We start from the raw sequence: 19,148 nt of genomic DNA on the forward strand, positions 1-19,148 counted from the left end.
CTGAATGGCGAGATCAAGAATTTCACCGGTGTCGATTCTCCATACGAAGCACCGGAGAACCCGGAGATCCATCTCAACACGCTCGGCAAGTCGCCTGAAGAGATGGTAGATGCCCTGGAACACTGGCTGAACGAGCGTGACATTGCGGAAGATCAATATGACAATGGCGGCGGCATCTGACGACACGTCGATGCTTGAGATCTTCGAGCGGCTGGCGCTAGCGGCCGGGCGTGAGGTCATGCGTGTGTTCCACGCCGGCTGCGCGGTCGACCGCAAATCGGATTCCTCGCCGGTGACCGAGGCGGACCGCGAGAGCGAGAAGATCATCCTCGCCGGCCTGCGTGCGGAATTCCCCGACATCCCCTGCGTGGCCGAGGAGGAGGCGGCGGCCGGTGTCATGCCGGGCGAACTTGGCGAGACCTTCTTCCTCATTGATCCGCTTGACGGCACCAAGGAATTCGTCAACCGGCGCACCGACTTCACCGTCAACATCGCGCTTGTCCGCCATGGCGTGCCCGAAGTCGGCGTTGTCTTCGCGCCATGCAGCGGCCGCTTCTTTTCCGGTCTGCCGGGCAGGGCGGAAGCCCTCGAAATCGATGGCGACTACCAGATCGTTTCTCGCCGGCCGATTTCGGTGAGAACGGCCGCGACGCCGCTGGCGGTGGTTGCCAGCCGCTCGCACAACACGCCGGAAACCGAAGCCTATATTCGCGACCTTGGTGCCGCCGAGATCGTCTCGGTCGGTTCGTCGCTGAAATTCTGCCTTCTCGCCAATGGCGAGGCGGATATCTATCCGCGCTTCGGCCGCACCATGGAATGGGACACGGCGGCGGGTGACGCGGTGCTGCGCGCCGCCGGTGGCACGACACGCACGCTGGACGGCAAGCCTTTGGCCTATGGCAAGCGCAACCAGGCCGATGACGAGGACTTCGCCAATCCGCATTTCATCGCCAGCGGCAGGGTTGCAACCGCAGGACGTATCGAACGTTGAGGTGCCTTCGCCGATAACGTATCCTGTATAGGCGTTCCCTGAGTCGGTAGTTGAATGTCCTTTTTTCAGAAATGCCATGCCGTCATTCTGGGCGGGTTTCCGGTATGGACCAGCAATCGCGACGAAATAGTCCTCAGGATGTTGCTGGGCCTCTACGCCCTCTCTCCCGCCCTTTTCGCCTTCATCGAAATGTCTCCGACGGCCCTGGCATTTGTCGCGGCACTCATGGGCGCTCTTACTCTTTTGACGAAGGGTGCGCGCTTTGGCAGAGCAACGATAGGCCTCGCCGTAACTCTGGCCCTCTTGTCCGGCTTTGTCCTGTCGAGCGCCCTGTGGTCGGTTAATGCGAGCCGCTCTCTCATGGCGGCGAGGGACCTGTTTGGCTACTCGGTCGCCGCCATCCTGCTGTTTGAGTGCATTCTGGCGCTTCCGGGCGCTCAACGCGACCGGCTCGCGCGGGTCTCATTGGTCGGCATGTTGATCGGCCTGGTGTCGGTGATGGGTCGGGAACTGTATTTTGCGTTTTTGACCGAAAATCCGCGATTTGTGGAAAATGTTTTCACCCTCCACAAAATCACGGTCTATGGAGCTTTTTTTGCCGTCATATTTCTTGCCCAGCCGTGGTTTGTCTGGAGGGGGCTTGCGGCTCTCTTTGCCGTGCTGACATTGCTCTACGGTCAATCGACCGGCGTCAATCTGGCGATTGTCTTCGTGGCGGTGATGTTTGTCATGCCCGCCAAATACCGCCAGCACGCCTTGGTCGCATTCTTCGCCGTCTATTTGTCTTTTGCCCTGATCGCCCCCTTCGTCGTCTCGCCGCTGTTCGCCTACCTCAAAACCACGGGATGGCTGGCTTTCTATCCAGGAACCTTCGCCGCGCGACTTGATCTTTGGCAGATGATCTCGCCCCACATTGCGGACCAGCCCGTTCTCGGCCATGGCGCCAATACGATGAGAAACGCGGTCGGGGTTGTGGTGAGTCCCACATATTATGCGCAGGTGGATCTCCCAAGCGCACACAATATCGTATTCGATTTGTGGTACGAGCTCGGAGCGCTGGGCATCATTGTGTATGGGGTGCTCCTGGGCGCGATCATAAGAATGATCGGCGGTTTGAGGGGCCCCTGCCATTTCATAGCCAGCAACTACCTGATCATAGCTGTTGTCGAACTGTCGGTCGACCATCGGATCTGGTTGTCATGGGTGCTGGGCACTTTGGTCTTCACAGCAGGGATCTGCATATTGCAGTGCCGTTCCGTGACCCGGCCGGGAATGGATGACCGGACCACAAGACGCGCGCCGACCGTCTCAAAATAACGGCGCGACGCCCCGACCCGCGCCCCGACCGCTCTAAGCGAACGAGGTGTGTCCGCCTCTGCTATCAGGCGCCTATTCGGCCGCGGCCTGCGCTGAGTTCGAGCCGATATAGTTGCGGATCGTTTCGATGATCCGGTCCTGGTCGGCCTCGCTAAGATAGGGATGCATCGGCAGACACAGGATGCGTTTCGGCAGATCCTCCGAAACCGCAAGACCGGTCGGCGAGCGCGGGTAGTCGCGATAGGCGATCTGCTCATGCAGCGGCTTGACGTAATAAATTACAGACGGGATGCCTTTTTCGCTCAGATGAGCTTTAAGGCCGTCGCGTTTGGGCGTTTCGATCGCGTATTGCGCCCAGGCCGAACGGCTGCCATCCAGGTTGCGGGCCGCGGTGACGATATCGCCCAGGCCTTCTGCATAGCGCTTGGCTACCACCTGCCGCGCTATCATTTCTTCCTCGAGGATGGCCAGCTTCTCGATCAGGATTGCCGCCTGCAGCGTATCCAACCGTGAATTGATGCCGACGCGGATGTTGTCGTATTGCGTCTCGCCCTTGCCGTGGAAGGCGAAGGAACGCAGCGTGTCGGCCAAAGCGTCATCATTGGTGAACATCGCGCCACCGTCGCCATAGCAGCCAAGCGGCTTGGCCGGATAGAAGCTGGTCGAGCCGACGTGGCCGAACGAGCCGCACATCCTGCTTTCGAGCGAACCACCCATGGACTGCGCGGCATCCTCGATCACCAACAAGCCTTCGCGATTGGCGATAGCCATGATCGCCTCGTAGTCGGCGACAAGACCGAACAGGTCGACGGGGATGATCGCCTTCGGCTTCAGTCGGCCTTCTTTCTTGATGGCCGCGATCGCCGCCTCGAGGCTGGCGATGTCGATGTTGTAGGTCTTCGGATCGACATCGACGAAAACCGGCTCGGCCTTGGCCAGCGCCACCACTTCCGCCGTGGCGGCGAAGGTGAAGCTCGGCACGAACACCGCGTCGCCCGGGCCGATGCCGGCGGCAAACAGCGGCAAAAGCAGTGCGTCCGTGCCGTTGGCGCAGGCAACCACATGCTTGACGCCGACATAGGCGGCGAGCTTCTTTTCGAATTCGGCGACCTGGGGGCCAAAGATGTAGCGGCCATCCTCGACAACGTGGTCGATCGCGGCTTTCAGCCGGTCGCGGATTCGTTCGCGCTGCGCGCCAAGATCGATGAACTGCATGTCGGCCTCAATACCTGCCAATAACCGGCCCGCTGGTACCAGACTTGGCGCGGCTGAAAAAGCCGGCTGCGAACCGGGGGTATGGTGCAAGTGTCGCAGCCCGTTACCCGTGTTTTGTCGGTGCATTGCCCAAAAAGCCGGGAATCCGGGCTTGGCGGTGCAATTCAGGCCATTTTTGTCGCGGTTTTTTGGCGCATGGAAACATAAAGTGATCGCTTTCGGGAGCCGATCAGCCGATCTCGTGCCGCCAGGGGGGATTGGCGCCGGCTCGTGATACCGTCACTGCCGCCGCCTTGGCGCCGAGCGCCAATGCTTTGCGGATTGCGTCTTCGGACAGGCTGGAAATCGCCGCCTTCGCCAGCAGGCCTTGCTCATGCAGGGAGGCAAGGATGCCGGCGTTGAACGTGTCCCCGGCGCCGACGGTGTCCACCACCTTGACTGTCTCCGGTATGACGGTGACACGGTGCTGCTTGCTGTAGCCAACGGCACCTTCGCTGCCATGGGTGACGACGATCAGCTTGGGGCCGCGTTCGAGCCAATTGCGCACCACATCCTCGTGCGAACCGGCTTCGCCGAACCAGTGGAGGTCTTCGTCCGACAGTTTGACGATGTCGGCCATCGCCATCATCTCCCGGATGCGCCTGAGGTGCTTGGCCTTGTCGGGGATGAAGTTCGGCCGGATGTTGGGATCGAGCATCATCACGCGGGCCTCATGCTCGCGCCGCATGAACTCCTCATAGGCCGAGCCAGCCGGCTCCGAGATCAGGCTGATGGCGCCGAACAGCATCGCCTCGATCTCGCCGCCGAGTTGCGGCAGGTCTTCGATGGTCAGCATGCGCCCGGCCGTGTTCTCGTCATAGAAGGTGTAGGTTGCCTGGCCGTTGTTCAGCCGCACGAAGGCCAGCGTCGTCGGCCGGGGCGAAGTGTGCGCGTAGGTTGAACTCACTTTGCTTGCCCCGAGCGCGTTCCGGAACTGGCCGCCGAACAGGTCCGACGACAGGCCCGAGAAGAAGCCGGCCGGCGCGCCGAGCCGGCCGAGCGCGATCGCCGTGTTGAAAACGGCGCCGCCGACATAGGGAGCGAAGGCCGGCTCACCCTCGGTGGTGGTGCGCGGCAGCATGTCGATCAGGGCTTCGCCGCAGCAGAGGATCATGGCTTCCTGGTCTCCGGCGGATAGATCACGCCCTTGCGGATGATGATGTTGGCGTAAAGCCGCGGCTCGCTTGTCGCGACGATGGCATGCGCCGATCTGACCCGTGCATAGAAGTCGGCGCCGGCCAGCGCAACCACCTTGCGGCCCGGAGCGCGTTTGGCGCAGATCGCCTCCATTTCATGATGGACGGGGTCGGCAAGCGACGGATCGCCTTTCACCGAGGCGCGAAACAGCGCCTCCGGCACGACATCGTCGACCGGAAGCAGCGTCAGTATCGCGTCGAGTACGGGAATGAGGGCATGGCCGTCGGTCCGGATGAGGCGTCTTGCCTGCTCTTGCGCCGGATAGTTCCCGTCGACCAGGGCGATCTCGTCACCATGGCCCATGGCGCGCAACGTCGCCAGAAGCTCCGGACCAAGCAGCGCCGGAATCCCGATCAGCATTCAGGCGCTCCTGGAGATCGTCGTCGAACCGATCAGGAACCGTTCGGAAAGCGGCAGGCTGGCGCCGCCGAGCGCCCGGGCATGAATGCCCACGGTTCCCTCGCGGACGGTCGGAAGTTTCAGCCCTTCGCCGTCGATCGCACCGATTGCCGTCACGACCGCCTCGACCAGCCTCTGGCGCACGGCCTTCGGCATCCAGCCGTCGATCACCGCGGCCTCGAAATCGATGACCGAGGACGCTGCCACGATGGCGTAAGCGAGCGCCTGCGAGGCGCTGGCGATCCACTCGTCGAGCTCAGCGCCGATCTCCCCCCAATCCTCGGGTGAGGTCCACAGATACGAGGCCTCGACGCCACGCGCATTGAGTGTTTTTTCGAGCATGGCGATCGAGGCCACGTCGATCAGCTGGGTCGGTTTTCCATCCGGCCCGGGCACGGGCATTGAGCCGAGCGCGCCGGCATTGCCGGTCGGTCCGCCGAAGAGCCGGCCGTTGAGCACGATGCCGCCGCCGGCAAAGGCACCGATGTAGAAATAGACGAAGTCCCGCGCCGCGCCCGTCTGGCCGAAGACCAGTTCGGCGCCGCAGGCGGAGGTGGCATCGTTTTGCAGGTAGACCGGAAAATCGCACTGTGCCTGGATGTCGCCCCTGATATCGCGATGGCGCCATTCGTCCATGACGTCGCGCGGCGCGCCGGCGGTGTCGGCCCAGTTCCAAAGTTCGAACGGCATGGCGATGCCGAGTCCGGCAATGCGCTTGTCCTGCGCCGGTGTCAGCTCGCCGCGCATCGTCTTCATGCCCGACGTGACAAACTCGACCGTCTCGCGTGGGGCAGGGTAGCGGTAGGAATGCTGCAGCATGGCGCGCACCTGCCCGAGGAAATCGATCAGCACGAGTTCGGCGCTACGGCGGCCGATCTTGAGGCCGATGAAGAAGGCGCCTTCGGGATTGAGCGCCATGGGGATCGAGGGCTGACCGATCTTGCCACGCAATGGCGCCTGGCGCACGAGCAGGCTTTCTTCCTCCAGTTCGCGCATGATGACCGAGACCGTCTGCGCCGAAAGTCCGGTCATACGGGCAATGTCGGACTTCGCAAGACTGCCGTGCTGGCGCACCAGCGAAAGCACCAGGCGCTCGTTGTGGTCGCGCATGCCGCTCTGGTTGGTGCCGCGGTGAATAAGGCTCTCGTTCGCTTCGGGCGAACCATGCCTCGCAGTGGCGGTCTCCACCCTGTTCCTCCCGTCGTTTCCCCGGCAATGCTTTTGGGCCAGAATGAGTGAACGACGCAAGGCTGTCAATAATAAATAAGAGTGATTTAATTATTGACAGATGCCTTGCTGTGGTGTTCTTTGAGGGGGCATCCGCGCTGGGAGAAGTCGCTTGGATGCCGTGCGGGTGCCGGTTGGCCGGCACTCGAAAATGGTCCACTGGGAGGAAAATCGTGACCAATACAAAACTGTTGAAGTCCACCGTTTTTGCGGCAGCCGCGCTGGGTCTGATGGCGTTCGCTTCGTCCGCATCAGCCGCCGGCGTCGGCGCCTGCCTGATCACCAAGACCGACACCAATCCGTTCTTCGTCAAGATGAAAGAGGGCGCGACCGCCAAGGCCAAGGAACTTGGCGTCGATCTCAAGACCTATGCGGGCAAGATCGACGGTGACAGCGAGAGCCAGGTGGCGGCGATCGAAAGCTGCATCGCCGATGGCGCCAAGGGCATTCTGATCACCGCGTCCGACACCAAGGGCATCGTGCCGACGGTGAAGAAGGCGCGCGATGCGGGCCTGCTGGTGATAGCGCTCGACACGCCGCTCGACCCGATCGACGCCGCCGACGCGACCTTCGCCACCGACAATCTGGAGGCCGGCAAGCTGATCGGCGCCTGGGCCGCCGCCACTCTGGGCGACAAGGCCAAGGATGCCAAGATCGGCTTCCTCGACCTGACCCCCTCGCAGCCGACCGTGGACGTTCTGCGCGACCAGGGCTTCATGATGGGCTACGGCATCGACGTGAAGGATCCCAACAAGATTGGCGATGAGACCGATCCGCGCATCGTCGGCCATGATGTGACGAACGGCAACGAGGAAGGCGGCCGCAAGGCGATGGAAAACCTTCTCCAGAAGGACAACACCATCACCGTCATCCACACCATCAACGAGCCGGCAGCGGTCGGCGCCTACCAGGCGCTCAAGGCCGTCGGCCTCGAAAGCCAGGTGCTGATCGTCTCGGTCGACGGCGGTTGCCCCGGCGTGAAGTCGGTCGCCGAAGGCGTCATCGGCGCCACCTCGCAGCAATATCCGCTGCAGATGGCCGCACTCGGCATCGAGGCGATCGCCGCTTTCGCCAAGGACGGCACCAAGCCGAAGCCGACCGAGGGCAAGAACTTCTTCGACACCGGCGTCAATCTCGTCACCGACAAGCCCGCCAACGGCGTCAAGTCCATCGACACCAAGGAAGGCCTCGCCAAGTGCTGGGGCTGATGCCGGCCTGACCGGAACAAAACCGATCGGCCGGGGGCTTGATCCCCGGCCGCATCGGGTGGACGATGCATCACTGTAAACGCGAATAATCCCGGCGACAGACCGGAAGGCGTGGACGGCGTCAGCGCGTGGCTGAAGCCCTACGGGGAGAAAACATGGCTCAAGTTCAGGAATTCGAGAAGGTTCTCTCGGCCAGCGACACAAGCGTGGCCGCTTTCGACGAGCACAAATCAGCCGTCAAGCGCGTCCAGCATTTTCTGCATTCGACGCCGGCCGCGGTGCCGCTGATCGTGCTGCTTCTGTCGATCATTATCTTCGGCATCACGATCGGAGGGCGATTCTTTTCGTCCTACACGCTGACGCTGATCCTGCAGCAGATCGCCATCGTCGGCATTCTCGGGGCCGCGCAGACGCTGGTCATCCTGACCGCCGGCATAGACCTGTCGATCGGGGTGATCATGGTGATTTCGGCCGTGATCATGGGCAATTGCGCGGTCAGCTACGGCATGCCGAGCGTGCTCGCCGTGGCGATCGGGCTTGCCGCCGGAGCGGCTTGCGGGCTGCTGAACGGGCTGCTGGTCGCCTATATGAAGCTGCCGCCCTTCATCGTGACGCTTGGCACCTGGAACATCGTCATGGCCACCAATTTCATCTATTCGGCCAATGAGACGATCCGCGACACCGACGTCGACAATCAGGCGCCGCTGCTGCACCTGTTTGCCCTGAGCTTCAAGGTCGGCACGGCGGTGCTGACGCTCGGCGTCATCGCTACGGTCGTGCTCGTGCTGGTTCTTTGGTACGTGCTCAACCACACCGCATGGGGCCGTCATGTCTACGCCGTCGGCGACGACCAGGAGGCGGCGAAGCTGTCGGGTATCCAAACCAAGAAGGTGCTGATGACGGTCTACACCCTTGCCGGGCTGATCGCCGCTTTCGCGGCCTGGGTCTCGATCGGCCGCAACGGCTCGATCTCGCCGTCCGCCGCCGTCACCGACTACAATCTGCAGGCGATCACCGCGACGGTGATCGGCGGTATTTCTCTCTTCGGCGGCCGCGGCTCCATCCTCGGCACCTTGTTCGGCGCCATGATCGTCGGCGTCGTCTCGATGGGCCTCAACATGCTGGGCGCCGATCCGCAATGGAAAGTGCTGCTCACCGGCGTGCTGATCATCGGCGCCGTCGCCATCGACCAATGGATCAGAAAGGTTTCGGCATGACCCAGGAGCCCATCCTCACCGCGCGCGGTCTGGTCAAGCGCTATGGCCGCGTCACCGCTCTCGACAATGCCGATTTCGACCTTTACCCCGGCGAAATCCTTGCCGTCATCGGCGACAACGGCGCCGGCAAGTCGTCGCTCATCAAGGCGATTTCCGGCGCGGCCGTGCCGGACGAAGGCGAAATCCGACTCGAAGGCAAACCCGTCTCCTTCAAGTCGCCGATGGAAGCTCGCGAAGCCGGCATCGAAACCGTCTACCAGAACCTGGCGCTGTCGCCGGCGCTGTCGATCGCCGACAACATGTTCCTCGGCCGCGAGATCCGCAAACCCGGCTTTGTCGGCCAGTGGCTTCGCATGCTCGACCGTCCGGCAATGGAAAAGCGCGCCCGCGACAAGCTGACCGAACTCGGCTTGATGACCATCCAGAACATCAGCCAGGCGGTGGAGACGCTGTCGGGCGGCCAGCGCCAGGGCGTGGCGGTGGCCCGCGCCGCCGCCTTCGGCTCGAAGATGGTGATCATGGACGAGCCGACGGCGGCACTCGGCGTCAAGGAGAGCCGCCGCGTGCTCGAACTGATCCTCGACGTGAAGAAGCGCGGTCTGCCGATCGTGCTGATCTCGCACAACATGCCGCACGTCTTCGAGGTGGCCGACCGTATCCACATCCACCGTCTGGGCCGTCGCCTGTGCGTCATCGACCCCAAGCAATATACGATGTCCGATGCCGTTGCCTTTATGACCGGGGCAAAAACACCCCCGGAGGTGGCATTGGCCTGAACTGCCAAGTTGCCGCAGGGTAAGCAGGCGGGAGTATTCTCTAATCGATTGAAAACATGCTGCAATGCACTAGGATAGGCTGGGAGAAACGGTGAAAGCCGGTATGATCAGGCCAAACCGAACGAGAGGCGATATGACATCCGCCATGACGATCGAAGCCCCCGCTCTCGACAATCCCGATCCCAAGACGCTCGCCGAAGAAGTCTTGATGTCGCTCAAATACCGGGTCGGCAAGGACACCACCGTCGCGACCCAGTACGACTGGCTGACCGCCTCGATCAAGGTCGTGCGCGATCGGATCGTCGACCATTGGATGCAGGCCACCAAGGAAGCCTACGACCAGCAGGAAAAGCGCGTCTATTACCTCTCGCTCGAATTCCTGATCGGGCGTCTGATGCGCGACGCCTTTTCCAATCTCGGCCTGATGGAGAATATGCGTGAGGCGCTGTCGTCGCTCGGCGTCGACCTCGACCTGATCGCGGCGCTCGAGCCGGACGCTGCCCTCGGCAATGGCGGCCTCGGACGGCTCGCCGCCTGCTTCATGGAAAGCATGGCGACCGTCGACATTCCCGCGCATGGCTACGGCATCCGCTATGCCAACGGCATGTTCCGCCAGGAAATCCATGACGGCTGGCAGGTCGAACTGCCCGAGACCTGGCTTGACCATGGCAACCCTTGGGAGTTCGAGCGCCGCGAGCGCTCCTTCGAAGTCGGCTTCGGCGGTTCGGTCGAATCGATCACCTCCAGGGAAGGGCGCTTCGAACGCCATGTCTGGAAGCCGAGGGAACATGTTCTGGCGGTCGCCTACGATACGCCCGTGGCCGGCTGGCGCGCCAAGCGCGTCAACACGCTGCGGCTGTGGTCGGGCATGCCGATCGATCCGATCCTGCTCGACAAGTTCAATGCCGGCGACCACATGGGGGCGCTGGCTGAAAGCAACAAGGCCGATGCGCTGTCGCGCGTGCTCTATCCAGCCGATTCCCACATGGCCGGGCAGGAGCTCAGGCTGCGCCAGGAATACTTCTTCTCGACCGCTTCGCTGCAGGACATCGTCCAGCGCCATCTCAGCCAATATGGCGACCTGAAGTCGCTGCCCGACAAGGCCGCGATCCACCTCAACGACACCCATCCGGCGATCGCCGTGCCTGAACTGATGCGGCTCGTGATGGATGTCCATGGCATGGATTTCGATCTCGCCTGGGACATCACCAAGCGCACCTTCGGCTACACCAACCATACGCTGCTGCCCGAGGCGCTGGAAAGCTGGTCGGTGCCGCTGTTCGAGCGGCTCCTGCCGCGCCACATGCAGATCGTCTACGCCATCAACGCGCAGGTGCTACTCGAAGCCCGCGCCACCGACCAATTCTCGGACGAGCAGATCAGCCGCATCTCGCTGATCCAGGAGAATGGCGACCGCCGGGTGCGCATGGGTAATTTGGCCTTTGTCGGTTCGCATTCGATCAACGGCGTGTCGGCGCTGCACACCGAATTGATGAAGGAGACGGTCTTCGCCGACCTCCACAAACTTTATCCCGATCGCATCAACAACAAGACCAACGGCATCACGCCGCGGCGCTGGCTCATCCAGTGCAATCCGGGCCTCACCGCGCTTGCCCGCGAGGCGATCGGCGACCGCTTCATGGATGACATCGAGGCGATCAAGGGGCTCAATCCTTTCGCCGGCGACACTGCCTTCCGCGAAAAATTCGCCGCCGTGAAGCGCCAGAACAAGGTGAGGCTTGCCAATCTGGTAGCCGATCGCCTCGGCATCAAGCTCGACCCTTCGGCGCTCTTCGACATCCAGGTCAAGCGCATCCACGAATACAAGCGCCAACTCCTCAACATCCTCGAAGCAATCGCGCTCTATGACCAGATCCGTTCGCATCCCGAGCGCGACTGGATGCCGCGCGTGAAATTCTTCGGCGGCAAGGCCGCGCCCAGCTACCACAACGCCAAGCTGATCATCAAACTGGCCAACGATGTCGCCAGGGTGATCAACAGCGACCCTTCGGTGCGCGGCCTGCTGAAGGTCGTGTTCGTACCGAACTACAACGTCAGCCTGGCCGAGGTGCTGATGCCGGCCGCCGATCTTTCCGAGCAGATCTCGACCGCAGGCATGGAAGCGTCGGGGACCGGCAACATGAAGTTCGCGCTGAACGGCGCGCTGACCATCGGCACGCTTGATGGCGCCAATGTCGAGATCAAGGAGCATGTCGGCGACGACAACATCTTCATCTTCGGCCTCACCACCGAAGAAGTCGCTGAGCGGCGCAACAATGGCTATAATCCGCGCGGCGTCATCGAAGCATCCTCGGAACTGGCGCAGGCGGTTGCGGCGGTTTCGTCGGGCGTCTTCTCGCCCGATGATCCCAATCGCTACCGCGACCTCATCAACGGTCTCTACGACACCGACTGGTTCATGGTCGCGGCGGATTTCGACGCCTATGCCGCCTGCCAGCGCGAAGTCGATGCTGTCTGGCGCAACAGCCCGGATTGGTACGCGCGCGCCATCCGCAACGTCGCCCGCGTCGGCTGGTTCTCCTCCGATCGCACGATCCGTCAATACGCGAAAGAAATCTGGAACGTGCCGGTCTGATGTGATTGCATGAGCCACGAACAATGTGGTCCCGGTGATGCGAGTTGAATGCCCAATTCACATCGCTAGAAATGAATAGCTGGTGCCCTGGGAGGGACGCTGCCTGATGAGGAAGCCGCACACGACCGCTGCGACAAGCGGGCCGGACGGACTGGCGCCAGCCAGCGATGTTGCGGCGATTGTCGCCGGTACGCACGGCAATCCCTTTGCGGTTCTCGGTGTCCAGGAGGCCGGCAAGACCCTGTTCGCGCGCTGCTTCGTTCCGCACGCGCAGTCCGTCACCGCCTACACGCTGACCGGCATCGAGGCGGGCGAATTGACCAGGCGCGACGACGCCGGTTTCTTCGAGGGCAAGCTGTCGATCAGGAAGCGCCAACCGCTTCGCTACCACGCGCGCAATGCCGGCGGCGGCTGGTGGCTGACCGATCCCTATTCGTTCGGCCCGGTGCTCGGGCCGATGGACGATTACTACATCGCCGAAGGTTCGCATCTCAGGCTGTTCGACAAGCTCGGCGCGCATGTCATCGAGCACGAAGGCGCTACCGGCGTGCATTTCGCGGTATGGGCGCCCAATGCCCGGCGCGTCTCGGTGGTCGGCGATTTCAATGACTGGGATGGCCGCCGGCATACGATGCGCGACCGTCGCGACACTGGCATCTGGGAGCTGTTCATTCCCGATATTGGTGCCGGCCGGCCCTATAAATACGAAATCATAGGCCCCGATGGCGTCAGGTTGCCGCTGAAGGCCGATCCGTTCGCCTTCAAGTCGGAGCTGCGCCCGGCAACCGCCTCTGTGACCGCGGTGCCGCCGGCCCATCCATGGGGTGACGAGGCGCATCGCGATTTCTGGCGCAACGCCGACCCTCGGCGCGAAGCCATCTCGATTTACGAAGTCCACGCCGGTTCCTGGCAGCTTCGCGACGACGGCACCTTCCTGTCATGGGATGAACTGGCCGACCGGCTGATCCCCTATGTGGTCGAGGCCGGTTTCACCCATGTCGAATTCCTGCCGATCTCCGAGCATCCCTATGACCCGTCCTGGGGCTACCAGACAACCGGCCTCTACGCGCCATCGGCCCGCTTCGGCGATCCGGACGGCTTTGCCCGCTTTGTCGATGGCGCCCACCGTGCCGGCATCGGCGTCATTCTCGACTGGGTGCCGGCGCATTTCCCTGTCGACGAGCACGGTCTGGTCCATTTCGACGGCACCGCGCTCTACGAGCATGCCGACCCGCGCAAGGGCTTCCACCCGGACTGGAACACCGCGATCTACAATTTCGGCCGCCGCGAGGTGGTGTCGTTCCTCGTCAACAACGCACTATTCTGGGCCGAAAAATACCATGTCGACGGTCTTCGCGTCGACGCGGTCGCCTCGATGCTCTACCTCGACTATTCGCGCAAGCAGGGCGAATGGATTCCCAACGAGAAGGGTGGGCGCGAAAACCTCGAGGCGGTCAGCTTCCTGCAGAAGATGAACAAGGAGCTCTACGGGCACCATCCCGGCGTTATGACCATCGCCGAGGAATCGACTTCATGGCCAAAGGTCTCGGCGCCTGTCCATGAAGGCGGGCTGGGCTTCGGCTTCAAGTGGAACATGGGCTTCATGCACGACACGCTGGAGTATTTTTCAAAGGAGCCGATTTTCCGCAAGCACCACCACAATGAGCTGACCTTCGGCCTGACCTACGCCTTCTCGGAGAATTTCGTGCTGCCGCTCTCGCATGACGAGGTCGTGCACGGCAAGGGCACGCTGCTCGGCAAGATGGCCGGCGACGACTGGCAGAAATTCGCGACCTTGCGGGCCTATTACGGCTTCATGTGGGGGTATCCCGGCAAGAAGCTGCTGTTCATGGGCCAGGAATTCGCGCAGCGCCGCGAATGGAGCGAGACGCGCGCGCTCGATTGGAACCTGCTCGATTTCCGCCCGCATCGCGGTGTCTGGCAGACGGTGCGCGATCTCAACTATCTCTATCGTTCACGCCCGGCCCTGCATGGCCGCGACTGCGAGCCGGAAGGGTTTTCCTGGCTGATCGTCGACGACAGCCAGAATTCGGTTTTCGCCTGGGTGCGCAACGCTCCCGGCGGCAATCCGGTCGCCGTCATCTCCAATTTCACACCGGTGCCGCGCGACAATTATCGTGTGCCTCTGCCGAAGGCCGGCAAGTGGCGCGAGATCATCAACACCGACGCTTCCGAATATGGCGGCTCCGGCATGGGCAATGGCGGCGTGGTCGAGGCACGGGCGGAGGGCAAGAGCATTTCGGCAATGATGCTTCTGCCACCGCTGTCGACGATCATGCTTGAACTCGCCGCCGACTGAACTCGTTAAGGCTGGTCAACGCATAAAGACGAGTAACTTGGGAGGGTAGGAATGGCAGACTTGAAACGAACCCAGCCGCTGGCCCGCGACGCCATGGCCTATGTGCTGGCCGGCGGGCGCGGCAGCCGCCTCAAGGAACTGACCGACCGGCGCGCCAAGCCGGCGGTCTATTTCGGCGGCAAGACGCGCATCATTGATTTCGCGCTCTCCAATGCGCTCAATTCCGGCATCCGCCGCCTCGGCGTCGCCACTCAGTACAAGGCGCATTCGCTGATCCGCCACCTGCAGCGCGGCTGGAACTTCCTGCGGCCCGAGCGAAATGAGAGCTTCGACATCCTGCCGGCCAGCCAGCGCGTGTCGGAAACGCAATGGTATGAAGGCACGGCGGACGCCGTCTACCAGAACATCGACATCATCGAGGCCTATGGTCCGGAATACATGGTCATCCTGGCCGGCGATCACATCTACAAGATGGATTACGAGATGATGCTGCGCCAGCATGTCGATGCCGGCGCCGATGTCACGGTCGGCTGCCTCGAAGTGCCGCGCATGGAAGCGACCGGCTTCGGCGTCATGCATGTCGATGCCAAGGACAACATCATCGCCTTCGTCGAAAAGCCCGCCGATCCGCCGGGAATTCCGGGTAATCCGGAATTCGCCTTGGCCTCGATGGGCATCTACGTCTTCAAGACCAAGTTCCTGATGGAGCAACTGCGCCGCGACGCAGCCGAGCCGGGCTCCAGCCGCGACTTCGGCAAGGATATCATCCCCTATATCGTCACGCACGGTAAGGCGATCGCGCACCGCTTCACCAAGTCCTGCGTGCGTTCGACCGCCGAGAACGAGGCCTACTGGCGCGATGTCGGCACGGTCGACGCCTATTGGGAAGCCAATATCGACTTGACCGACGTGACGCCGGAACTCGACCTCTACGACCGCGACTGGCCGATCTGGACCTATGCCGAGTTGAAGCCGCCGGCAAAGTTCGTCCATGACGAGGACGGCAGGCGCGGTTCCGCCGTCTCGTCACTGGTGTCGGGCGATTGCATCGTCTCGGGCGCTTCGCTGAAGAAAAGCCTGATTTTCACCGGTGCGCGCATCAATTCCTATTCGACGCTGGAAGAGGTTGTCATGCTGCCCGACGTTCATGTCGGCCGGAACGCAAAGTTGAGGCGCGTCGTCATCGACCACGGTGTAAGGATACCGGAAGGGCTGGTGGTCGGCGAGGATCCCGCGATCGACGCCAAGCGCTTCCGCGTCTCGGAAAAGGGTATCTGCCTAATCACACAGGACATGATCAACAAGTTGTCAACCTGAACAGGTTGATCAACAAGCTGTCACTTTAGGGTGTTTTGTGCATGTCGTGGTCCCAAAACCGCTACACGGTTCTGGGCGACATGGACCAGGAGCGGATCGTTAAGCGCATGCATGTTCTGTCGGTCACGCCCGAAATTTTCCCGCTGATCAAGACCGGCGGGCTGGCTGACGTAACCGGCGCGCTGCCTATTGCGCTCTCGGCCAAGGGCGTGACCATGCGCACGCTCATCCCGGGCTTTCCGGTGGTGATGAACGCCTTCAAGAAAAAGAAGGCCGTCTATCAGTACCCTTTGCTGCAGGGCGGCAAGGCCTCGGTCCATGCCGTCGAGGTCACCGGGCTCGACCTGTTCGTGCTCGACGCGCCGCATCTGTTCGACCGCCCTGGCGGTCCCTATGGCAACGCTTCGGGCGCCGATTGGCCGGACAATTGGCGGCGCTTCGCGGCGCTGAGCCAGGCCGGCGCCGATATCGCCGGCGGCGCCATTTCGGGCTACCTGCCTGACATCGTCCATGCTCATGACTGGCAGTCGGCGATGACCCTGGCTTATATGCGCTACGGCAAGGCCGTTGGCATACCGTCGATGATGACCGTCCACAATCTCGCCTTCCAGGGCCAGTTCGGCGCCGGCATTTTCGGTGAGCTCGGCCTGCCGGCCGCGGCGATGGCACTTGACGGCGTCGAATATTATGGCGGTGTCGGCTTCCTCAAGGCTGGCTTGCAAGCCGCCTGGGCGATCACAACGGTGAGCCCGACCTATGCGCAGGAGATCCGTTCGCCGGAATTCGGCATGGGACTCGACGGGCTCATCAACATGCGTTCAAGCGATCTCCATGGCATCGTCAACGGCATCGATACCGCCATCTGGGATCCGGAGACCGACAAGCATCTGGTATCGACCTATACGGCCGAAACGTTGAAGACCCGGGCGCCCAACAGGGCCGCCGTCGAGGACCGTTTCGGCCTCGACCGCGACGACAGCCCGATTGTCTGTGTCGTCAGCCGGCTGACATGGCAGAAGGGTATGGACATATTGGCGACGGTGGTCGACGGCATCGTCGCGACAGGCGCAAGGCTGGCCATCCTGGGCTCGGGCGACGCGGGCCTCGAAGGCGCGCTGCTGGCCGCGACCGCACGCCACCGCGGCCGCATCGGCGTCGTCGTCGGCTATGATGAGCAGCTGTCGCACATCATGCAGGGCGGCTGCGACGCCATCGTTATTCCTTCGCGCTTCGAGCCTTGCGGGCTGACGCAGCTTTATGGCCTGCGCTATGGCTGCGTGCCGGTCGTCGCGCGCACTGGCGGCCTTGCCGACACCATCATCGATGCCAATGAAGCAGCAATGGCCGCGGGCGTGGCGACCGGGTTCCAGTTTGCTCCCAACAATGGCGGCGCGCTGCTGCACGCCATCCGCCGCCTGGTCGATGCCCATGCCAGTCCCGCAAGCTTCGAAACCATCCAGCGCCAGGGCATGAAGACCGATCTGTCGTGGGACCGAAGCGCCGAAAAATACGTCGAACTTTATCGCCTGCTGCTTTCGAAAAGGGTTGCCTGAAGTATGATACGAACCGTCCCCACCAAGCCCTATTCCGACCAGAAGCCCGGCACGTCGGGACTGCGCAAGAAGGTGCCAGTGTTCCAGCAGGAGCACTATGCCGAGAACTTCATCCAGTCGATCTTCGACGCGCTCGACGGATTTGCCGGCAAGACCCTGGTGATCGGCGGCGACGGCCGCTACTACAACCGCGAGGTCATCCAGAAGGCCATCGCCATGGCCGCCGCCAACGGTTTCGGTAAGGTGATGGTCGGGCAGGGCGGTATATTGTCGACGCCGGCGGCCTCGCATGTCATCCGAAAATACAAGACCTTCGGCGGCATCATCCTGTCGGCCAGCCACAATCCCGGCGGCCCGCATGAGGATTTCGGCATCAAGTACAATGCCGGCAATGGCGGCCCGGCGCCGGAAAAGCTGACCGACGCCATCTTTGCCAAGACCAAGGCGATTTCGAGCTTCAAGACCGCCGACATCGATCCGATCGACATCGATACGGTCGGGACCGTCAAGGCTGGCGGCATGACCATCGAGATCATCGATCCGGTCACCGACTATGCCGAGCTGATGGAGAGCCTGTTCGATTTCGATGCGCTGCGCAAACTGTTCAAGTCGGGCTTCCGCATGCGCTTCGACGCCATGCATGCGGTGACCGGACCGTACGCCAAGGAAATCCTCGAACACCGCCTCGGCGCACCGAACGGCACCTGCCGCAATTTCAAGCCGCTGCCGGATTTCGGCGGTCATCACCCCGATCCCAACCTTGTTCATGCCAAACACCTCTATGACGAGATGATGGGACCGAACGCGCCGGATTTCGGCGCCGCCTCCGATGGCGACGGCGACCGCAATCTGATCATCGGCAAGGGTATTTTCGTCACCCCGTCGGATTCGGTCGCCATGCTCGCCGCCAATGCCCGCCTGGCACCCGGCTACAAGGAAGGCCTGAAGGGTATTGCCCGCTCGATGCCGACCAGCGGTGCCGCCGACCGCGTCGCCCACAAGCTCGGTATCGGCATCTACGAGACGCCTACTGGCTGGAAGTTCTTCGGCAATCTGCTCGATGCCGGCATGGCGACCATCTGCGGCGAGGAAAGTGCCGGCACCGGCTCCAACCATGTCCGCGAAAAGGACGGTCTGTGGGCGGTGCTCTTGTGGCTCAACATCCTGGCCGCGCGCGGCGAAAGCTGCAAACAGATCGTCACCGAACATTGGGCAACCTACGGGCGCAACTACTATTCTCGCCACGACTATGAGGAAGTCGAGACCGAGCGCGCCAATGCGCTGGTCGGCGAACTCAGGGCGAAGCTCGGCTCGTTGCCGGGCACCAGCATTCGCGGCCTGAAGATCGCCAAGGCCGACGATTTTGCCTATCACGACCCGGTCGACGGCTCGACCAGCGAGCATCAGGGTATAAGGGTGCTGTTCGAAGGCGGATCGCGCGTCGTCTTCCGGCTTTCGGGCACCGGCACATCAGGCGCGACCTTGCGCGTCTATATCGAGCGCTATGAGCCGGACCAGGCGAGGCACGATCTCGACACGCAGGAGGCGCTCGCCGATCTGATTTCAGCGGCCGACGACATTGCCGGGATCAAGACCCACACCGGCCGCAACAAGCCCAGCGTGATTACTTGAGGGTGGTGGATGAGGCCTTCCCTTCTCCCCTTGTGGGCCTGTTGCGCAATTCTGGCATTGTGATTCGCTTCGATTATTGCTTGGAGGGATTTGCGATGGCGGTGAAGCGGACGGGACAGATGAGCTTTGTCGAGGCGTTCCTTG

The 19,148-nt window shown here is 62.3% G+C and carries 15 protein-coding genes; 11 read left to right on the plus strand and 4 right to left on the minus strand.

The window, feature by feature from the left end; genetic code table 11:
- The 3 genes from FJ960_RS28920 to FJ960_RS28930 form a co-directional block, all read left to right on the plus strand.
- A partial coding sequence (locus tag FJ960_RS28920) for an adenylyl-sulfate kinase (RefSeq protein WP_140718513.1) occupies positions 1-180 on the plus strand: 180 nt, incomplete at its 5' end.
- A gap of 10 nt (positions 181-190) precedes the next feature.
- Positions 191-991: a 3'(2'),5'-bisphosphate nucleotidase CysQ gene (cysQ, locus tag FJ960_RS28925; RefSeq protein ID WP_140718522.1), complete on the plus strand. Its 801-nt coding sequence runs from the start codon at positions 191-193 to the stop codon at positions 989-991.
- Positions 992-1,045: 54 nt separating this feature from the next.
- Positions 1,046-2,308 carry an O-antigen ligase family protein gene (locus FJ960_RS28930; RefSeq protein WP_140718514.1) on the plus strand — a complete coding sequence of 421 codons (1,263 nt, stop codon included), beginning with the start codon at positions 1,046-1,048 and terminating at the stop codon, positions 2,306-2,308.
- A gap of 72 nt (positions 2,309-2,380) precedes the next feature.
- Here the strand turns inward: FJ960_RS28930 and FJ960_RS28935 are convergent, their stop codons facing one another.
- From FJ960_RS28935 to FJ960_RS28950, 4 genes are all read right to left on the minus strand, one after another.
- Positions 2,381-3,523 (minus strand): DegT/DnrJ/EryC1/StrS aminotransferase family protein, encoded by a 1,143-nt coding sequence (locus tag FJ960_RS28935; RefSeq protein ID WP_140718515.1) that lies wholly within the window; start codon positions 3,521-3,523, stop codon positions 2,381-2,383.
- Between the two features lie 229 nt (positions 3,524-3,752).
- Complete coding sequence (locus FJ960_RS28940; protein WP_140507995.1) at positions 3,753-4,676, minus strand: carbohydrate kinase; 924 nt, start codon at positions 4,674-4,676, stop codon at positions 3,753-3,755.
- The gene (locus FJ960_RS28945) at positions 4,673-5,119 is read right to left on the minus strand and encodes an RbsD/FucU domain-containing protein (protein ID WP_140507997.1); all 447 of its coding nucleotides are present in this window, start codon (positions 5,117-5,119) and stop codon (positions 4,673-4,675) included. The genes FJ960_RS28940 and FJ960_RS28945 overlap by 4 nt, the downstream gene beginning before the upstream one ends.
- Positions 5,120-6,346: an ROK family transcriptional regulator gene (locus FJ960_RS28950; RefSeq protein WP_140718516.1), complete on the minus strand. Its 1,227-nt coding sequence runs from the start codon at positions 6,344-6,346 to the stop codon at positions 5,120-5,122.
- Between the two features lie 230 nt (positions 6,347-6,576).
- Here FJ960_RS28950 and FJ960_RS28955 point away from each other — a divergent pair, with 230 nt between their 5' ends.
- The 8 genes from FJ960_RS28955 to FJ960_RS28990 all read left to right on the plus strand — a co-directional run bounded on the left by FJ960_RS28955 (position 6,577) and on the right by FJ960_RS28990 (position 19,004).
- The gene (locus FJ960_RS28955; RefSeq protein WP_181166162.1) at positions 6,577-7,593 is read left to right on the plus strand and encodes a sugar ABC transporter substrate-binding protein; all 1,017 of its coding nucleotides are present in this window, start codon (positions 6,577-6,579) and stop codon (positions 7,591-7,593) included.
- A gap of 155 nt (positions 7,594-7,748) precedes the next feature.
- Positions 7,749-8,810 carry an ABC transporter permease gene (locus tag FJ960_RS28960; protein ID WP_140508003.1) on the plus strand — a complete coding sequence of 354 codons (1,062 nt, stop codon included), beginning with the start codon at positions 7,749-7,751 and terminating at the stop codon, positions 8,808-8,810.
- Entirely contained in the window at positions 8,807-9,586 is a 780-nt protein-coding gene (locus tag FJ960_RS28965; RefSeq protein WP_140718518.1) for an ATP-binding cassette domain-containing protein, read from the plus strand. The genes FJ960_RS28960 and FJ960_RS28965 overlap by 4 nt, the downstream gene beginning before the upstream one ends.
- A 133-nt stretch (positions 9,587-9,719) precedes the next feature.
- Entirely contained in the window at positions 9,720-12,182 is a 2,463-nt protein-coding gene (locus FJ960_RS28970; RefSeq protein WP_140718519.1) for a glycogen/starch/alpha-glucan phosphorylase, read from the plus strand.
- A 106-nt stretch (positions 12,183-12,288) separates the two neighbouring features.
- A complete protein-coding gene (gene glgB / locus FJ960_RS28975) occupies positions 12,289-14,502 on the plus strand; it encodes a 1,4-alpha-glucan branching protein GlgB (protein WP_140718520.1) in 2,214 nt (737 codons plus the stop codon).
- A gap of 51 nt (positions 14,503-14,553) precedes the next feature.
- Complete coding sequence (glgC, locus tag FJ960_RS28980; protein ID WP_140508009.1) at positions 14,554-15,819, plus strand: glucose-1-phosphate adenylyltransferase; 1,266 nt, start codon at positions 14,554-14,556, stop codon at positions 15,817-15,819.
- A 107-nt stretch (positions 15,820-15,926) separates the two neighbouring features.
- Positions 15,927-17,372, plus strand: a complete 1,446-nt coding sequence (glgA, locus tag FJ960_RS28985; protein WP_140718523.1) for a glycogen synthase GlgA — start codon at positions 15,927-15,929, stop codon at positions 17,370-17,372.
- A gap of 3 nt (positions 17,373-17,375) precedes the next feature.
- On the plus strand, positions 17,376-19,004 hold the full coding sequence (locus tag FJ960_RS28990) for an alpha-D-glucose phosphate-specific phosphoglucomutase (RefSeq protein ID WP_140718521.1): 1,629 nt from the start codon (positions 17,376-17,378) through the stop codon (positions 19,002-19,004).
- Positions 19,005-19,148 lie beyond the last annotated feature (144 nt).

The sequence above is a fragment of the Mesorhizobium sp. B2-3-11 genome (assembly GCF_006442215.1).
GTDB lineage: Bacteria > Pseudomonadota > Alphaproteobacteria > Rhizobiales > Rhizobiaceae > Mesorhizobium > Mesorhizobium salmacidum.

Excerpts from the sequence above, each read along its gene's own strand:
- cysQ (WP_140718522.1), top strand. The coding sequence starts at position 191 with ATGCTTGAGATCTTCGAGCGGCTGGCGCTAGCGGCCGGGCGTGAGGTC.
- FJ960_RS28930 (WP_140718514.1), top strand. The coding sequence starts at position 1,046 with ATGTCCTTTTTTCAGAAATGCCATGCCGTCATTCTGGGCGGGTTTCCG.
- FJ960_RS28935 (WP_140718515.1), bottom strand. The coding sequence starts at position 3,523 with ATGCAGTTCATCGATCTTGGCGCGCAGCGCGAACGAATCCGCGACCGG.
- FJ960_RS28940 (WP_140507995.1), bottom strand. The coding sequence starts at position 4,676 with ATGATCCTCTGCTGCGGCGAAGCCCTGATCGACATGCTGCCGCGCACC.
- FJ960_RS28945 (WP_140507997.1), bottom strand. The coding sequence starts at position 5,119 with ATGCTGATCGGGATTCCGGCGCTGCTTGGTCCGGAGCTTCTGGCGACG.
- FJ960_RS28960 (WP_140508003.1), top strand. The coding sequence starts at position 7,749 with ATGGCTCAAGTTCAGGAATTCGAGAAGGTTCTCTCGGCCAGCGACACA.
- FJ960_RS28965 (WP_140718518.1), top strand. The coding sequence starts at position 8,807 with ATGACCCAGGAGCCCATCCTCACCGCGCGCGGTCTGGTCAAGCGCTAT.
- FJ960_RS28970 (WP_140718519.1), top strand. The coding sequence starts at position 9,720 with ATGACATCCGCCATGACGATCGAAGCCCCCGCTCTCGACAATCCCGAT.
- glgB (WP_140718520.1), top strand. The coding sequence starts at position 12,289 with ATGAGGAAGCCGCACACGACCGCTGCGACAAGCGGGCCGGACGGACTG.
- glgC (WP_140508009.1), top strand. The coding sequence starts at position 14,554 with ATGGCAGACTTGAAACGAACCCAGCCGCTGGCCCGCGACGCCATGGCC.
- glgA (WP_140718523.1), top strand. The coding sequence starts at position 15,927 with ATGCATGTTCTGTCGGTCACGCCCGAAATTTTCCCGCTGATCAAGACC.
- FJ960_RS28990 (WP_140718521.1), top strand. The coding sequence starts at position 17,376 with ATGATACGAACCGTCCCCACCAAGCCCTATTCCGACCAGAAGCCCGGC.